Annotated in this window: 13 protein-coding genes and 1 pseudogene; 7 read left to right on the forward strand and 7 right to left on the reverse strand. The window is 73.0% G+C overall.

Going from position 1 to position 15544, the window contains the following annotated elements; genetic code table 11:
• Positions 1-4: 4 nt before the first annotated feature.
• Together hisD and nrdR are read left to right on the forward strand one after the other, a co-directional pair.
• Positions 5-1360, forward strand: a complete 1356-nt coding sequence (hisD, locus tag CK505_RS14620; protein WP_095651554.1) for a histidinol dehydrogenase — start codon at positions 5-7, stop codon at positions 1358-1360.
• A 7-nt stretch (positions 1361-1367) separates the two neighbouring features.
• The gene (nrdR, locus tag CK505_RS14625) at positions 1368-1937 is read left to right on the forward strand and encodes a transcriptional regulator NrdR (RefSeq protein WP_081994156.1); all 570 of its coding nucleotides are present in this window, start codon (positions 1368-1370) and stop codon (positions 1935-1937) included.
• Between the two features lie 237 nt (positions 1938-2174).
• On the opposite strand, the gene ppgK is transcribed toward nrdR, so the two are convergent.
• Together ppgK and map are read right to left on the reverse strand one after the other, a co-directional pair.
• Positions 2175-2987: a polyphosphate--glucose phosphotransferase gene (ppgK, locus tag CK505_RS14630; protein ID WP_017834143.1), complete on the reverse strand. Its 813-nt coding sequence runs from the start codon at positions 2985-2987 to the stop codon at positions 2175-2177.
• Positions 2988-3045: 58 nt separating this feature from the next.
• Positions 3046-3945 carry a type I methionyl aminopeptidase gene (gene map / locus CK505_RS14635; RefSeq protein WP_017834144.1) on the reverse strand — a complete coding sequence of 300 codons (900 nt, stop codon included), beginning with the start codon at positions 3943-3945 and terminating at the stop codon, positions 3046-3048.
• Between the two features lie 131 nt (positions 3946-4076).
• Here map and CK505_RS18255 point away from each other — a divergent pair, with 131 nt between their 5' ends.
• Positions 4077-4253 (forward strand): SPOR domain-containing protein, encoded by a 177-nt coding sequence (locus CK505_RS18255; RefSeq protein WP_017834145.1) that lies wholly within the window; start codon positions 4077-4079, stop codon positions 4251-4253.
• A gap of 64 nt (positions 4254-4317) precedes the next feature.
• On the opposite strand, the gene panB is transcribed toward CK505_RS18255, so the two are convergent.
• Complete coding sequence (gene panB, locus CK505_RS14640) at positions 4318-5154, reverse strand: 3-methyl-2-oxobutanoate hydroxymethyltransferase (protein WP_095651555.1); 837 nt, start codon at positions 5152-5154, stop codon at positions 4318-4320.
• A gap of 137 nt (positions 5155-5291) precedes the next feature.
• On the opposite strand from panB, the gene glnA (CK505_RS14645) reads away from it, so the two are divergent.
• Together glnA (CK505_RS14645) and CK505_RS14650 are read left to right on the forward strand one after the other, a co-directional pair.
• Positions 5292-6632, forward strand: a complete 1341-nt coding sequence (gene glnA / locus CK505_RS14645; RefSeq protein WP_017834147.1) for a type I glutamate--ammonia ligase — start codon at positions 5292-5294, stop codon at positions 6630-6632.
• Positions 6633-6650: 18 nt separating this feature from the next.
• Positions 6651-9716, forward strand: a complete 3066-nt coding sequence (locus CK505_RS14650; RefSeq protein WP_095651556.1) for a bifunctional [glutamine synthetase] adenylyltransferase/[glutamine synthetase]-adenylyl-L-tyrosine phosphorylase — start codon at positions 6651-6653, stop codon at positions 9714-9716.
• 140 nt (positions 9717-9856) lie between these two features.
• Here the strand turns inward: CK505_RS14650 and glnA (CK505_RS14655) are convergent, their stop codons facing one another.
• On the reverse strand, positions 9857-11281 hold the full coding sequence (gene glnA, locus CK505_RS14655) for a type I glutamate--ammonia ligase (protein ID WP_017834149.1): 1425 nt from the start codon (positions 11279-11281) through the stop codon (positions 9857-9859).
• Between the two features lie 196 nt (positions 11282-11477).
• On the opposite strand from glnA (CK505_RS14655), the gene CK505_RS14660 reads away from it, so the two are divergent.
• Positions 11478-11924 carry an RDD family protein gene (locus CK505_RS14660; RefSeq protein ID WP_035924043.1) on the forward strand — a complete coding sequence of 149 codons (447 nt, stop codon included), beginning with the start codon at positions 11478-11480 and terminating at the stop codon, positions 11922-11924.
• A gap of 115 nt (positions 11925-12039) precedes the next feature.
• Here CK505_RS14660 and CK505_RS14665 read toward each other — a convergent pair whose 3' ends face one another.
• The 3 genes from CK505_RS14665 to lipB all read right to left on the reverse strand — a co-directional run bounded on the left by CK505_RS14665 (position 12040) and on the right by lipB (position 14743).
• On the reverse strand, positions 12040-12837 hold the full coding sequence (locus CK505_RS14665; protein ID WP_095651557.1) for a DUF4191 domain-containing protein: 798 nt from the start codon (positions 12835-12837) through the stop codon (positions 12040-12042).
• 126 nt (positions 12838-12963) lie between these two features.
• On the reverse strand, positions 12964-13971 hold the full coding sequence (lipA, locus tag CK505_RS14670; RefSeq protein ID WP_017834152.1) for a lipoyl synthase: 1008 nt from the start codon (positions 13969-13971) through the stop codon (positions 12964-12966).
• Between the two features lie 70 nt (positions 13972-14041).
• On the reverse strand, positions 14042-14743 hold the full coding sequence (gene lipB / locus CK505_RS14675) for a lipoyl(octanoyl) transferase LipB (RefSeq protein WP_095651558.1): 702 nt from the start codon (positions 14741-14743) through the stop codon (positions 14042-14044).
• 95 nt (positions 14744-14838) lie between these two features.
• Between lipB and CK505_RS14680 the strand changes: the two are divergent.
• Positions 14839-15544, forward strand: a pseudogene (locus tag CK505_RS14680) (hypothetical protein); the annotation flags it as partial.

The following is a 15544-nucleotide window of genomic DNA, read 5'->3' on the forward strand; positions in this document are numbered from 1 at the left end:
TACCATGGAGAGCGTGACTACTGCTGAGACGACCACGACTCCCGTCCTGCGAACGATCGACCTGCGCGGCCGGCACCTGTCCTGGTCCGAGCTGCGGGCGGCAGTGCCCCGGCAGAGCTCCACGTCGCTCGCCTCGGCGCAGCAGGCCGTGGAGGAGATCATCGCCGCGGTCCGCACCGAGGGCGCCGTCGCCCTGCGCCGCTACGCGCAGCGCTTCGACGGCGTGGCCCAGGACCGGCTGCGCGTCGACCCGGCGGAGATCCGGCGGGCGGTCGACGAGCTGGACCCGGCCGTGCGCCGGGGCCTGGAGACCGCCATCGAGCGCACCCGGGCCTTCGCGCAGGCGCAGCGCCCGGCCGACGCCCGCGTCGAGGTCGCGCCCGGCGCCGTGCTCGTGCACCGATGGACGCCCCTGCGCCGGGCGGGGCTCTACGTGCCCGGCGGGCTGGCCGTCTACCCCTCGTCCGTGGTCATGAACGTCGTCCCGGCCCAGGCGGCCGGGGTCGGCTCCGTGGTGCTGTGCAGCCCGCCGCAGAAGGAGTTCGGGGGCCTGCCGCACCCCACGATCCTCGCGGCCGCGGGGCTGCTCGGGGTGGACGAGGTCTGGGCCATCGGCGGCGCCCAGTCGCTGGCCGCCATGGCCCACGGGGTCACGGACGGCGACGACGTCCTCGAGCCGGTCGACACCGTGACCGGTCCGGGCAACGTCTACGTCGCCACCGCCAAGCGCCTGCTCCGCTCCGTGGTCGGCGTGGACGCCGAGGCGGGGACCACCGAGATCGCCGTGCTGGCCGACGACACCGCCGTGCCGGCCTACGTGGCCGCCGACCTCATCTCCCAGGCCGAGCACGACCCCGCCGCCGGCGCGGTGCTGATCACCCACTCGCCCGAGCTCGCCGAGCGGGTCGCCGCGGAGCTCGCCGTCCAGGTCCCCGAGGCGAAGCACCGGGAGCGGATCACCACCGCCCTGTCCGGGCCGCAGTCCGGGATCGTGCTCACCGACGACCTCGACTCCTCGATCGCCGTGGCCGACGCCTACGCCGCCGAGCACCTCGAGATCCACACCGCCGACCCGCATGAGGTGGCCGCCCGGGTGCGCAACGCGGGGGCGATCTTCCTGGGGCCCTACAGCCCCGTCCCGCTCGGCGACTACGCGGCGGGCTCGAACCACGTGCTGCCCACGGGCGGGACGGCGGTGCACGCCCAGGGCCTGTCCACCACCGCCTTCATGAAGGCGGTGCAGATCGTCGAGTACACCCAGGACGCGCTCGCCGTGATCGGGGAGGACATCGTGGCCGTCGCGCGCTCCGAGGACCTGCCCGCGCACGGCCGGGCCATCACGATCCGCACCGGGAGCTGATCCGACCGTGCACTGCCCGTTCTGCCGTCACACCGACTCCCGCGTCGTCGACAGCCGCACCACGGACGACGGGACGGCGATCCGCCGCCGCCGCCAGTGCTCCGAGTGCGGCCGGCGCTTCACCACGCTCGAGACCACGACCATCTCGGTCATCAAGCGCTCGGGCGTCACCGAGCCCTTCGACCGGCAGAAGATCGTCAACGGGGTGCGCAAGGCCTGCCAGGGGCGGCCGGTGAGCGAGGACGACCTCGCGATGCTCGCCCAGGAGGTCGAGGAGACGATCCGGGCGCTGGGCGCCGCGGAGATCGAGGCGCACGAGGTGGGGCTCGCGATCCTGGCCCCGCTCCGCCGGCTGGACGTCGTGGCGTACCTGCGCTTCGCCAGCGTCTACCAGGCCTTCGACGGCCTGGGGGACTTCGAGGAGGCGATCGACCTCCTGCGCCGGCAGCAGGCCGAGCAGACCGGGCAGCAGACCATCCCCGCCACCGTGGAGCCCATCGGCGCCGCCCGGAAGCGCAGCGGCCGGCGGCCGCGGGGCAAGGGCCTCGAGGGCGTGTCCCAGCCGAGGCTGCTCTGACGACCCGCCCGTGCGGTGCACCGGCTCCGGCCGCCACGTCCCGGCGTGTCCCTTGCCGCAGGCCGGATGAGGACCGTAGAGTGGGGTCCACAACAAGCTCCCGCCGGGGGCTGCGGAGGGGAAGCCGCGGCCCCCGGCGGGTTTTTTTCTGCCCCCGGCCGGATCGTTCCCGCCCGGTCACGACGACGCCCGGTCACCTCCTCGCGGAGGTGACCGGGCGTCGTCGTCGGACCGGGCTCAGCTCTCGGGCGCGTGCGGGATGCCGGCCCACAGGGCGGCGCCCACGATCCCGGCGTTGTTGCGGAGCTCGGCGACCTTCACGGGCGTGCGCAGCTCGATGAAGGGGAGGAACTTCTCCGCCTTCTTCGACACCCCGCCGCCGACCACGAACAGGTTGGGCGAGAACAGGAACTCCACGTGGCTGAAGTAGCGCTGCAGGCGGGTGGTCGCCCACTTCTTCCACGGCATGTCCTCGCGCTCGCGCGCGGCGGCGGACGCCTTCGTCTCGGCGTCGTGGCCGTCGATCTCCAGGTGCCCCAGCTCGGCGTTCGGGACGAGCTTGCCGTTGAGGATCAGGGCGGAGCCGATCCCGGTGCCCAGGGTGATCACGATGACCAGACCCTTGACGCCCCGTCCGGCGCCGTAGACGGCCTCGGCCAGCCCCGCGGCGTCGGCGTCGTTGAGGGCCTCGACCGGACGGCCGAGCCGTTCGGTCATGAGGCCGTCGACGTCCGTGCCGATCCAGGACTTGTCGATGTTCGCCGCGGACAGGGCCACGCCCTCCTTGATGATCGCCGGGAAGACGATGCCCACGGGCGAGTCGGGAGCGGGAGCCTCGGGACGGGACTGCAGCTCCGCGACGATCTGCTGCATCACCTCCGCGACCTTCTCGGGGGTGGCCGGGCGGGGCGTGGCGATCCGGAAGCGCTCGCCGACGAGCTCGCCCGTGTCGAGGTCCACGATCCCGCCCTTGGTCCCGGTGCCGCCGAAGTCGATGCCGATGACGCGGCGGTTCGGGACGGCGGCGACGTCGCGGTCTGGTGTGGTCATGGGGCGGTCCTCTCGTGGGGCCGTGGTCGGATGATCAGTGGGCAGTCTACGGCAGGGCCTACGGAAGGGTGAGGACGTCCGCCCCGTCCTCGGTGACGGCCATGGTGTGCTCGAACTGCGCGCTGCGCCGCCGGTCGCGCGTGGTCACGGTCCAGTCGTCGTCCCACTGCTCCCACTGGATCGTGCCCAGGGTCAGCATGGGCTCGATCGTGAAGACCATGCCCGGGACCATCGGGGTGGAGTAGGACGGCGCGGCGTCGTAGTGGGGGACGATCAGCCCGGAGTGGAACTCCCGGCCCACCCCGTGGCCGGTGAAGTCCCGCACCACGCCGTAGTCGAAGCGCCGGGCGTACTTCTCGATGACGCGGCCGATGACGTTGATCTCCCGGCCCGGGCGGACGGCCTTGACGGCCCGGTTGAGGGCCTCCTCGGTGCGCTCGACCAGCAGGCGGGACTGCTCGTCGACCTCGCCCACCAGGAACATCCGGTTGGTGTCGCCGTGAAAGCCGTCCTTGTAGGCCGTGACGTCCAGGTTGATGATGTCGCCCTCCTCCAGCACCGTGGAGTCGGGGATGCCGTGGCAGATCACCTCGTTGAGGGACGTGCAGATGGACTTGGGGAAGCCCCGGTACCCCAGGCAGGAGGGGTAGGCCCCGTGGTCGCACAGGTACTCGTGGGCGATCCGGTCGAGCTCGTCCGTGGTCGTGCCGGGCACGGCGGCCCGGCCGGCCTCCTGCAGGGCGCGCGCCGCGATCCGGCCCGCCGCGCGGATGAGCTCGATCTCGTCCGGGGTGTAGACGTTGCCGCCGCGGCCCTCGTCCGGCTCCGCCCGGCCCACGTACTCGGGGCGGGGGATGGACGCCGGCACGGGCCGGCCGGGGGTCACGGCGCCGGGGGCGAGGGCGCCGACGGGGGCGGTGCCGCCGGGGGCGGGAGCGGTGAGGTTGTGCGTGGGCACGGGGGTCTGGACCTCCTGGATCGGGTGGGCCGGCCCCGTCCGGGCCGGTCCGGGCCTAGGATCTACCCTAGCGCGCCGGGCACGGGGCCGGTCCGGTCACCGGGGCCCGGCGGCCGTCGAGAGGAGAGGTCATGGCCGAGTACTGGTTCAACACCTACACCCACCAGGTCGAGGAGGGCCCGCAGTCGGACTACCGCAAGCTGCTCGGGCCCTACGCCACGCGCGAGGAGGCGCAGAACGCGCTGAAGCTCGCCGCGGAGCGCACCCGGCAGTGGGACGAGGAGGACCGCGCCTTCGAGGAGGGCTGATCCGCCGCGGGCGCAGCACCCCGACGGCCGGGGCGCCCCGGAACGGTGCGCCGGGCGCGGCGGCTCAGAAGCCGTGCTCCGGGGCCGGGAAGGCCCCCGAGCGCACGTCCTCGACGTAGCGGCCCACGGCGTCGGAGACCACCCCGTGCAGGTCCGCGTACTGCCGGACGAAGCGCGGCATCCGGCCCCGGCGCAGCCCCAGCATGTCCTGCCACACGAGCACCTGGCCGGTGGTCGCGGGCCCGGCCCCGATGCCCACGGTCGGGATCTCCAGGGCGGCGTCCACGGCCGCGGCGGCCTCCGCCGGGACCATCTCCATCACCAGGCAGAAGGCCCCGGCGGCCTCGAGGGCGCGGGCGTCCTCCACGAGCGTGCGCGCGGCGTCGCCGCGCCCCTGCACCCGGTACCCGCCCAGGGCGTGCTCGCTCTGCGGGGTGAAGCCGATGTGGGCCACGACGGGCACCCCGGCCTGGACCATGGCCCGGACGTGGGGGGCGAACCACGCCCCGCCCTCGAGCTTCACCGCGTGCGCGCCGCCCTCCTTGAGGAAGCGCACCGCGGTGGCCACCGCCTGCTCGGGGGAGGCCTCGTAGGAGCCGAAGGGCAGGTCCACCACCACGAACGCGCGCTCGACGGCGCCGGACACGGCACGGCACATCGGCAGCAGCTCGTCCACGGTGACGGGCAGGGTGCTGGAGTGGCCCAGGACGTTGTTGCCCGCGGAGTCCCCGACCAGCAGCGAGTCGACGCCGGCCGCGTCGAAGATCGCCGCCGTCAGGGCGTCGTAGCACGTGAGCATCGTGAACTTCTCGTCACGGCGCTTGGCCTCGCGCAGGTGGTGCGTGCGCACCCGGCGCACGTCCAGCGCGCCCGGTGCCGGACGGGGTGTCTCCTGGGTCATGGCCCCACCCTATCGGGCGCGCCCGTCCGCGCCGTCCGGTCCGGCGGGCGCGGCGGGACAGCGCGTTAGAGTGGGCGGGACAGCAGGCGTGCCCGGGCGGCACAGCACTCCCGGGCAGGAAGACGAGGAAGACAACCATGGACCGTCAGCAGGAGTTCGTCCTCAGGACCATCGAGGAGCGCGACGTGCGCTTCGTGCGCATGTGGTTCACGGACGTCGTCGGGAGCCTCAAGTCGGTGGCCCTGGCCCCCGCCGAGGTCGAGGCGGCCTTCGAGGAGGGGCTCGGCTTCGACGGCTCCTCCATCGAGGGCCTGTCGCGGGTCTCCGAGGCGGACATGCTCCTGCAGCCGGACCCGTCCACGTTCCAGATCCTGCCCTGGCGCAGCGAGACGGAGCCCACCGCCCGGATGTTCTGCAACATCCTCACCCCGGACGGCGAGCCCTCCTCCTCGGACCCGCGCGGGGTGCTCAAGCGGGTCCTGGAGAAGGCCTCGGACATGGGTTTCACCTGCTACACGGCGCCGGAGATCGAGTTCTACCTGCTGAAGTCCGCGGACCTCGACGCCGAGGGCCGGCCCACGCCCGTGGACCACGAGGGGTACTTCGACCACGTGCCGGGCGGCGTGGTGCAGGACTTCCGGCGCAAGGCCGTGAACATGCTGGAGGCCGTCGGGATCTCGGTCGAGTTCTCCCACCACGAGGCCGGCCCCGGGCAGAACGAGATCGACCTGCGCTACGCCGACGCCCTGCAGACGGCCGACAACATCATGACGTTCCGCACGGTCATCAAGGAGGTCGCGCTCTCGCAGGGGCTGTACGCGACCTTCATGCCCAAGCCGTTCACCGAGCACCCCGGCTCCGGCATGCACACCCACTTCTCGCTCTTCGAGGGGGACACCAACGCCTTCTTCGAGGCCGGGTCCGAGTTCCGCCTCTCCCGCACGGCCGGGCACTTCATCGCCGGCATCCTGCGGCACGCCCCCGAGTTCACGTCGGTGACCAACCAGTTCGTCAACTCCTACAAGCGGCTGTGGGGCGGGGGAGAGGCCCCCTCCTACCAGTCCTGGGGCCACAACAACCGCTCCGCGCTCGTGCGGGTGCCGCTGTCCAAGCCGGACAAGGTGCAGGCCGCGCGCATCGAGTACCGCGGCATCGACTCCGCCACGAACCCCTACCTCTCCTACGCCGCGCTGCTGGCCGCGGGTCTGCGGGGCATCGAGAACGAGTACGAGCTCCCGCCCGTGGAGCTGGACGACGTCGCGGCGATGAGCTCCGCGGAGCGCCGCGCCCTCGGCCACAACCCGCTGCCCTCGAGCCTGTACGACGCCATCCGGGAGACCGAGGAGTCGGAGTTCATGGCCGAGCTGCTCGGGGAGCAGGTCTACGACTACTTCCTGCGCAACAAGCGCCGCGACTGGAACGACTACCGCCGGGTCGTCACGCACTTCGAGCTCAAGAACAACCTCGGCATCCTCTGACCCCGGACGGACCGTCCCATGACACACCCTCCCCAGTCCGCGGCCCCGGCGGGCACCGTCCCGTCCGGCCGTCTCATCAAGGTCGGCTTCGCGGACACGGGCAACGCCCAGCGCTGGCTCGGCTTCCCGGAGCTCGCCGAGGTCGACCTCGACCGGCTGCTGGAGGGTCTGGCCCTGGCGGCCTCGCCCGACGTCGCCCTGCGGCTCACCGTCCGGCTCCTCGAGGGCTCCCCGGAGCTCGCCGAGCGGATCAACGCCGGCCCGGAGGCCTCCGAGGCCATGTTCCGGCTCCTGGGCTCCTCCGAGGCGCTCGGGGAGTTCCTGCTCCGGCGCCCCGAGCACCTGGACCTGCTCGCGGAGCCCGCCGCCGCCGAGCCGGCGGAGATCCCCGGCGAGCAGTTCCGCGACGCGCTGCTGACGGCGGTCGGCGCGGACCCCGCCGCGCGGACCCCGGTGGCCTCCGGGACCGGTGACGCCGCCTGCAGCGCCCTGCGCGCGGCCTACCGTCGGGAGCTGACGCGCATCGCGATCCGGGACGTCGGGGCCCTCTACCCCGCCGACCACATGCCCGCGGTGGGCCGCCAGCTCGCCGACCTGGCCGCCGCGGCCCTCGAGGGGGCGCTCGCCGTCTCCCGGGCGGAGGCGGCGGGGACCTGGGCCCCCGAGACCGTCGACCGGGTGCGGCTCGCCGTGATCGGGATGGGCAAGTGCGGCGCCCGGGAGCTCAACTACATCTCCGACGTCGACGTCGTCCACGTCATGGCCGTCGAGGACCCGGAAGGCGCGGAGCCCCTGGACGGGGCGGAGGCCACCGTCATCGCCACGGCCCTCGCCACGGGCACCGCCCGGGCGCTCATGGCCCGCGGCGCGGAGCCCCCGCTGTGGGAGGTGGACGCCAACCTCCGGCCCGAGGGCAAGGACGGGCCGCTCGTGCGCACCCTGGACTCGCACGTGCGCTACTACGAGCGGTGGGCCGAGTCCTGGGAGTTCCAGGCCCTGCTCAAGGCCCGGCCCGTGGCCGGGGACCCGGAGCTCGGGGCGGCCTACCGCAAGGCCATCGAGCCTTTCGTGTGGCGCAGCTCCGGGCGCGAGGGCTTCGTCGAGTCCGTGCAGGCCATGCGCCGGCGGGTCACCGACAACATCCCGGCCGCCGAGGGCGAGCGCCAGATCAAGCTGGGCCCCGGCGGGCTGCGCGACGTCGAGTTCACCGTCCAGCTCCTCCAGCTGGTGCACGGGCGCACGGACGAGCGGGTCCGGACCCAGGCCACGACCGAGTCCCTGGCCGCGCTCTCCGAGGGCGGGTACATCGGCCGCCGGGACAGCGAGCAGTTCTCCGCCCACTACCGCTGGCTGCGCCTCCTGGAGCACCGCATCCAGCTGTTCCGGCTTCGCCGCACCCACCTCATGCCGCGGGGCGAGCAGGAGCTCACGGTCATCGCCCGCTCCCTGCGCGGCGCCGCGGACACCGCCCGCCCCTCCGGCGACTCGCTGCTCGAGGAGTGGCGCAAGGTCAAGCGCAGCGTCCGGGGGATGCACGAGCGGATCTTCTACCGGCCGCTGCTGGCCGCGCTCGCCCACCTGCCCGAGACCGACACCCAGCTCTCGGCGGAGTCGGTGCGGGACCGGCTCGCCGCGCTCGGCTACCGGGACCCGAAGGCCGCCGTGCGCCACATCGAGGCGCTCACCCGCGGCGTCAGCCGGCGGGCCGAGATCCTGCGCACCCTGCTGCCCGTGCTCCTGGCCTGGCTGGCCGACGGCGTCGACGCCGACGCCGGGCTGCTGGGCTTCCGGCGGCTCTCCGAGTCCCTCGGGACCACCCCATGGTTCCTGCGCCTGCTCCGCGACTCGAACGCCGCCGCCGAACGCCTGTGCCAGATCCTCTCCAGCTCCCGGTACGTCACCGACCTGCTGGAGAACTCTCCGGAGGCGACCGCCTGGCTCGGCCAGGACGACGAGCTGTGCCCGGTGTCCTTCGAGACGCTGTGGAGCGAGATCCGCGCCCAGATGGCCCGCCACCCCGACCCCGGGGAGGCCGTGCGGATGATCCGCCTCATCCGCCGCCGCGAGGAGCTGCGCGTGGCGCTCGCGGACACCTCCGGGCTGCTCGACGTCGAGCAGGTCGTGGCGGCGCTGTCCGACATCGACCGGGTCTGCGTCCTGGGCGCCCTGCACGTGGCCGAGCGGGAGGTCTACGACCGCGCCGGCCGGCTCGCCGACGTCCTCGTCGTCGCGATGGGCCGGCAGGGCGGGCGGGAGATCGGCTACGGCTCCGACGCCGACGTCATGTACGTCTACGCCCCGGTGGGGGACGCGGACCCCGCCGCGGCCCGGGAGCAGGCCGAGACCCTGCTGCAGCGGATGGTGCAGCTGCTCAAGGCGCCCTGCACGCCGCCCATCGTGGCGGAGCGCGTGCTGGAGATCGACAACGACCTGCGCCCCGAGGGCAAGCAGGGGCCCATGGTGCGCTCCGTCGAGTCCTACGCCGAGTACTACGCCCGGTGGGCGCAGACCTGGGAGTTCCAGGCGCTCACCCGGGCGCTGCCCCTGGCCGGCAGCGACGAGCTGGCCGACGCGTTCCGGCGGGTCGTGGACCCGCTGCGGTACCCGGCGGAGTTCACGGAGCGCCAGCTGCTGGAGATCCGGCGGATGAAGGCCCGCGTGGAGAACGAGCGAATGCCGCGCGGCGCGGACCCGGCCCGGCACCTGAAGCTGGGCCGCGGGGGGCTCTCGGACGTCGAGTGGCTCGTCCAGACGCTGCAGCTCCAGCACGGGCACCGGATCCAGGGGCTGCGGACCACGAGCACCCTGCGGGCCCTGCACGCCGCCGAGGAGGCCGGTCTCGTGAGCGCCGAGGACGCCGTGGCCCTGTCCGCCGCGTGGCGGCTGGCCACGGCGGTGCGCAACGGCAACGTCCTGCGGACCGGGCGCCGCTCCGACGCCCTGCCCGCCAAGCGGGCCGACCTCGAGGCGGTGGCCCGCTGGTGCGGGTACTCCCACGGTGGCGCCGGCCGGCTCGAGGAGGACTACCTGCGCACCACCCGCAAGGCCCGGGCCGTGTTCGAGCGGCTCTTCTACGGGCACTGACGGCGGCCACCGACGCCTGTCACAGACGGCTGGCGGCCACCGACGGTGTCGTCGTCGGACTGTCGGCGGCACGGGGAAGGCCCCGGACCCCCGCGAGGGGTCCGGGGCCTTCCCCGTGAAAAGCGGTCGATCCGTGCGGATCAGACGCCGTAGTACATCGAGAACTCCAGCGGGTGCGGGACCACGGACAGCGGCTTGAGCTCGAACTCGCGCTTGTACTCGATCCAGGACTGGATGGTGTCCTCGGTGAAGACGTCACCGGCGAGCAGGAACTCGTGGTCCGCCTCGAGGGCCAGCAGCGCCTCCTCGAGCGAGGCCGGGGCCTTCTTGATGTCCTTGGCCTCCTCGGCGGGCAGCTCGTAGAGGTCCTTGTCGATCGGGTCGGCCGGCTCGATGCGGTTGCGGATGCCGTCGAGGCCCGCCATCAGCTGGGCGGCGAACGCCAGGTACGGGTTGCACGAGGGGTCCGGGGCGCGGAACTCGAGGCGCTTGGCCTTCGGGTTGGTGCCCGTGATCGGGATGCGGATGCCGGCGGAGCGGTTGCCCTGCGAGTACACCATGTTGACCGGCGCCTCGAAGCCCTTGACCAGGCGGCGGTAGGAGTTCACCGTCGGGTTGGTGAAGGCCAGCACGGCCGAGGAGTGCTCCAGGAGGCCGCCGATGTACCAGCGGGCGATGTCGGACAGGCCCGCGTAGCCCTTCTCGTCGTAGAACAGCGGCTCGCTGCCCTTCCACAGGGACTGGTGGCAGTGCATCCCGGAGCCGTTGTCGTTGTAGACGGGCTTGGGCATGAACGTGGCCGACTTGCCGAAGGCGTCCGCGGTGTTCTTGATGACGTACTTGAACTTCTGCAGGTCGTCGGCCGCCCGGGTGAGGGTGCTGAACTTGTAGTTGATCTCGGCCTGGCCGGGAGCGCCCACCTCGTGGTGGGAGCGCTCGACCTCGAGGCCCACCTCGTCCAGGGCCACGCACATCGCGTCGCGCAGGTCGGCCTGCTTGTCGACCGGGGAGACCGGGAAGTAGCCGCCCTTGGTGGCGGTCTTGTTGCCCAGGTTGCCGCCCTCCTCCTTGCGCCCGGTGTTCCAGGCGGCCTCGTCGGAGTCGATGGCGTAGAAGGAGCCCTGCGGCTGGATGTCGTAGCGGACGTCCTCGAAGATGAAGAACTCGGCCTCGGAGGCGAAGTTGGCGACGTCCGCGATGCCGGTCGACGCCATGTACGCCTCGGCGCGCTCGGCGACGCCGCGGGGGTCGCGGTGGTAGGGCTCCCCGGTGCGGGGGTTCACGATCGAGCAGGTGACCACGAGGGTCTTCTCGACGCGGAACGGGTCCACGAAGGCCGACGTCGGGTCCGGGATGAGCTGCATGTCGGACTCGGCGATGCCCTGGAAGCCCCGGATGGAGGAGCCGTCGAACAGCTGCCCGTGCTCGAAGAAGTCGTCGTCCACGGACTTGGCGGGGAGGTTGAAGTGCTGCTGCACGCCGGGCATGTCCGTGAACCGGACGTCGACGAAGACGATCTCCTCGTCCTTGATGAACGTGAGGACTTCCTCGGGTGTCTGGAACATGTGCTGTTCTCCTTGTTAGGTGGGCTGGACCGCCGTGCCGGGAATGCTCGTGCGGCGTCCGTTTCCGGGGCCAACGCTACGGACCGGGCATTAAGGCCCCGTGTCCCGGGTGTTTCCTCGGTGTTACGCGGAGGACCGCCGGGGAGCCACGGTCTCCCGTCAGTCTAGGGGAGTCCCGCCCCGATACCCTGAGGGGATGATCGACAGACGTGACGTGGGCTCGTGGCTCGAGGGACCGGGGACCGGCCGGCAGCAGTACCCGGGGCAGCGCCTCGGGCGACCGGAGCACGGGCCGGGCTCCGTGGGACGCGTGGGGCGGCGGATCGTGGCCCTGGTGGTGGACTGGTTCCTGTGCTGGGGCCTCGCCGAGTGGCTCGTGCCCCAGTGGAACGAGCAGGGCCTGATGACCCTGGCGTTCCTGTTCGTGCTCAACGTGCTGCTGGTCGGCGCGACCGGTCACACCCCCGGGCACCTGCTCCTGGGCCTCCAGGTGCAGGCGCTGGCGGGTCGCCCGGCGGGGTTCGCCCGCGCCGCGGTCCGCTCCCTCCTGCTGTGCCTCGTGATCCCGGCGGTCGTGTTCGACCCGGACCAGCGCGGCCTGCACGACCGGGCGGCGGAGACGATCCTCGTCCGCACGCGCTGAGCGCAGCGCCGGGCGCGGCACCCGGCACCCGGCACCACGACGACGGAGCCCCCCGCCTTCCGAGGAAGGCGGGGGGCTCCGTGCGTGTCGTGGTGCGTGTCGCGGGGCCTGCGGCTCAGCGGCCGCGCATGGCCCGGCGGTCCGGGCGGGCGCGCATCGGGTCCACGCCCTTGGGGATCGGCAGGCGGTTGCCCAGGGTGCTGATCCGCTTGTGCACGGTCTGCACCTCCTGCTGGGTGAGCTTCTTGTCGAGCTTCTTCATCCGCTTGGACAGCTCCCGCAGCGGGACCTGCCCCTCGCCCTTGCCGGTCTTGATGACGTGGATCGGCACGTTCTGGATCACGGGGCCGATCCGGCGGCGCTCCTTGGCGACGAGCTTGTCGACCCGCCCCGCGGGGCCCTCGGTCACGAGGACCACCCCGGGCCGGCCGATGGCCCGGAAGATGAGGTCGCGGGTGCGCGGGTCCATGGCGGCCGGCTGGTCCTCCACGATCCAGCCGCGACGCAGCGCGGACAGCGCGGCGCCGGCGGCCCCGGGCTGGTCCTCGATCCGGGCGAACGCGGCGCGCTCGGCCCGCCGGGACAGGTAGAAGGAGGCGGCCAGCAGGGCGAACGGCAGGCCGATGAGCAGCCCGGTGATCCAGTTGCCGAGGAGCGCGCCGATGAGCAGGAAGACCAGCAGCACCCCGAGGCCGATCAGCAGCATCCACCAGCCGATGTTGGGCTCGACCTCGCGGGTCATCTTGAAGACCTGCTTGATCTGGCCGAGGAACCCAGGTCCCTTGGTCGCCTTCCGCTGCTTCTTCGCCTCGCGCTTCTGCGCCCGGGTGGGCTTCCCGGCCGGCTTGCCCGCCGGCTTCCCGGGGGAGGTGGATCGCGACGCGGGGCGCGACTTGGCGTGGGAAGGTGACACGGTGAGACCTCGTCCTGTGGTGCGGTGGCGGTGTTCCGGGGGACCCGCGGCGTCAGGGCGTCAGGGCGCCCGGCCGTGGTCCGTCCTCCAGTTTAGCGGGTGGGCGGGGCCGCGCCCCGCCGGACCTCAGCGGAGTCGCTGGACGAGCGAGGAGGCCTCCTGGGAGGCGCTGCCGGTGTCCTCGATGTGCGCCAGGTGCTCCGGGATCGCCCGGCCCGACTTCTCCATGGCGCGGGCCCACAGCCGGCCGGCGCGGTAGGAGGAGCGGACCATGGGGCCGGCCATGACGCCCAGGAAGCCGATCTCCTCGGCCATCTCGGAGAGCTCCACGAACTCCTCGGGCTTGACCCACCGGTCGATCGGGTGGAACAGCGGGGAAGGGCGCAGGTACTGGGTGAGCGTGATGATGTCGCACCCGGCGTCGTTGAGGTCGCACAGCGCCTCGTAGATCTCCTGGTTCGTCTCGCCCATGCCGAGGATGAGGTTGGACTTGGTGATCATCCCGGCGTCCTTGCCCTGGGTGATGACGTCCAGGGAGCGCTCGTAGGTGAACGCGGGCCGGATCTGGCGGAAGATGCGCGGGACCGTCTCGACGTTGTGCGCGAAGACCTCCGGCGCGGCGTCGATGACCTGCTGCAGCCGGTCCGGCTTGCCCTGGAAGTCGGGGATCAGGATCTCCACACCGGTGTTCGGGTTCAGCGTGTGGATCGCGCGGATGGTCTCCGCGTAGAGCCAGGCGCCGCCGTCGTCGAGGTCGTCACGGGCCACGCCCGTCACGGTCGCGTAGCGCAGGCCCAGCTCCTTGACGGACTCGGCCACCTTGCGGGGCTCGGTGACGTCCAGCAGGTCCGGCTTGCCGGTGGCGATGTCGCAGAAGTCGCAGCGGCGGGTGCACTTGGATCCGCCGATCAGGAACGTGGCCTCCCGGTCCTCCCAGCACTCGTAGATGTTGGGACAGCCCGCCTCCTCGCACACGGTGTGCAGGCCCTTGCCGCGGGCCAGCGACTTCAGCTCCTGGAACTCGGGGCCCATCCGTGCGGTGTTCTTCAGCCAGGACGGCTTCTTCTCGATCGGCGTCTCGGCGTTGCGCGCCTCGACGCGCAGCAGGCGGCGGCCCTCGGGGGCAACGGTCATGGTCGGTCTCCTTGTCGAGATGTCGACGGTGGTGCGCTCACGGTCCCGGCGGTCCCGGGGGCGGCGCAGGTCAGCTGACGGCGGTGGGCCAGGGCAGCGGACCCGGGGTCCCTGACGGGACGAACTGTTCGCACAACTCGTCCCGGCGGGCGGATATTTCCTGCTCCACGCACGCGACCACCGTCTCCGGGGTCACGAGCCGGCCCGTCTCCTGCGAGAGGCTCGTGACGGAGGCGTCCGTGATGCCGCAGGGGATGATCCTGCCGAACGGCCGCAGGTCGTTGGAGCAGTTCAGGGCGAAGCCGTGCATGGTGGCCCGCTTGGAGACCTGCACGCCGATGGCGGCGATCTTGCGGTCCGGCCCGTGCTCGTCCGCGAGCACCCAGGCCCCGGAGCGTCCCGCCACGGTGGTGGCCTCCACCCCGAGGTCCGCGATGACAGCGATGATGATCTCCTCGAGCAGGCGCACGAAGCGCACGACGTCGATGGGCGTGGTCAGCCGGACGACGGGATAGCCCACGAGCATCCCCGGGCCGTGGTAGGTGAGCTTGCCCCCGCGTCCGATCTCCACGACCTCGGTCCCGTCGGTGGGGTACTCGTGGGGCTCGGCGCGCCGTCCAGCCGTGTAGACCGGGGGGTGCTCCAGCAGCAGCACGGTGTTGTCCCGCTCGCCCGCGACGACCTCCCGGTGCACGTTCTTCTGCAGCTCGAGCGCCGAGCGGTAGTCGACGAGGTGCGGGTCGAAGCCGAGCCGTTCGAAGCAGATGGACATGTCCCCAGCCTATCGCGCGGCGGGGACAACGCGCGCCGGACGGGGGCTGTGGACGGCGCCCACGGCCCGGGGCGACGGGCGGGCATGCTGGGGGCATGGAGCAGCGCCCCGCCGCGCACGGCGGCCACCACGAGCCCTCCCGGGCCCCGACAGTCTCCGCCCGGGCGCGGCTCGCCGCGGCCGTCCGGGACGACGGGGCGGGCCCCCTCCCCGGCACGCGGATCGAGGACACGCCTCCGCGGCTCCCGCCGGAGGACGGCCTGGAGCCGGTGCGCCGCCTGGGCGGTCGATCGTGGCTGGTGCGGGAGGCCCGGTCGGGGGAGCACTTCGTCCTGCGGCCCTGCCCGGAGGAGCCCGGACCGGAGCGCGACCGGTCGAGGGCCGCGCTCCGGTCGCTCGCGGTCGCCCTGGCATGCCGGGACGAGGCCTGTCTCGTGGCCGTGCGCGGCCTGCTGGGCCCGGCGGCGGCACCGGTCGGGCTGGTCGAGGACTTCCTGCGGGGCGGCTCCGTCGCCGACCGGCTGGCCGAGCGCGGCCGGCTGGCGCCCGCCGAGGCCGCCGCGGTGCTGCGGGACGCCGCGACCGGCCTGGCCGCCCTGCACGCCCTCGGCCGGTGCCACGGGGAGCTCTCCGCCCGGCAGGTCCTGTTCCGCGGCACCGTGGCCCCTCCGGAGAGCCCGGCCGCGGGCCCGGCGGAGAGCACAGGGGAGCGCACGGCGGCCGCGGACGGCGCGGGGCACGTCGCCGCGGTGCGCGCGGGCACCGCGGCGGGGAGCCCGGAGGAGGACGTCCGCGCTCTCG

The organism is Kocuria sp. WN036 (assembly GCF_002287015.1).
In the GTDB taxonomy this organism is placed as follows: domain Bacteria; phylum Actinomycetota; class Actinomycetes; order Actinomycetales; family Micrococcaceae; genus Kocuria; species Kocuria rosea.

Coding starts and splice junctions, on each gene's coding strand:
- CK505_RS14650 (WP_095651556.1), top strand. CDS start 6,651: ATGACACACCCTCCCCAGTCCGCGGCCCCGGCGGGCACCGTCCCGTCC.
- ppgK (WP_017834143.1), bottom strand. CDS start 2,987: ATGACCACACCAGACCGCGACGTCGCCGCCGTCCCGAACCGCCGCGTC.
- CK505_RS14660 (WP_035924043.1), top strand. CDS start 11,478: ATGATCGACAGACGTGACGTGGGCTCGTGGCTCGAGGGACCGGGGACC.
- glnA (WP_017834147.1), top strand. CDS start 5,292: ATGGACCGTCAGCAGGAGTTCGTCCTCAGGACCATCGAGGAGCGCGAC.
- lipA (WP_017834152.1), bottom strand. CDS start 13,971: ATGACCGTTGCCCCCGAGGGCCGCCGCCTGCTGCGCGTCGAGGCGCGC.
- glnA (WP_017834149.1), bottom strand. CDS start 11,281: ATGTTCCAGACACCCGAGGAAGTCCTCACGTTCATCAAGGACGAGGAG.
- panB (WP_095651555.1), bottom strand. CDS start 5,154: ATGACCCAGGAGACACCCCGTCCGGCACCGGGCGCGCTGGACGTGCGC.
- CK505_RS18255 (WP_017834145.1), top strand. CDS start 4,077: ATGGCCGAGTACTGGTTCAACACCTACACCCACCAGGTCGAGGAGGGC.
- lipB (WP_095651558.1), bottom strand. CDS start 14,743: ATGTCCATCTGCTTCGAACGGCTCGGCTTCGACCCGCACCTCGTCGAC.
- hisD (WP_095651554.1), top strand. CDS start 5: ATGGAGAGCGTGACTACTGCTGAGACGACCACGACTCCCGTCCTGCGA.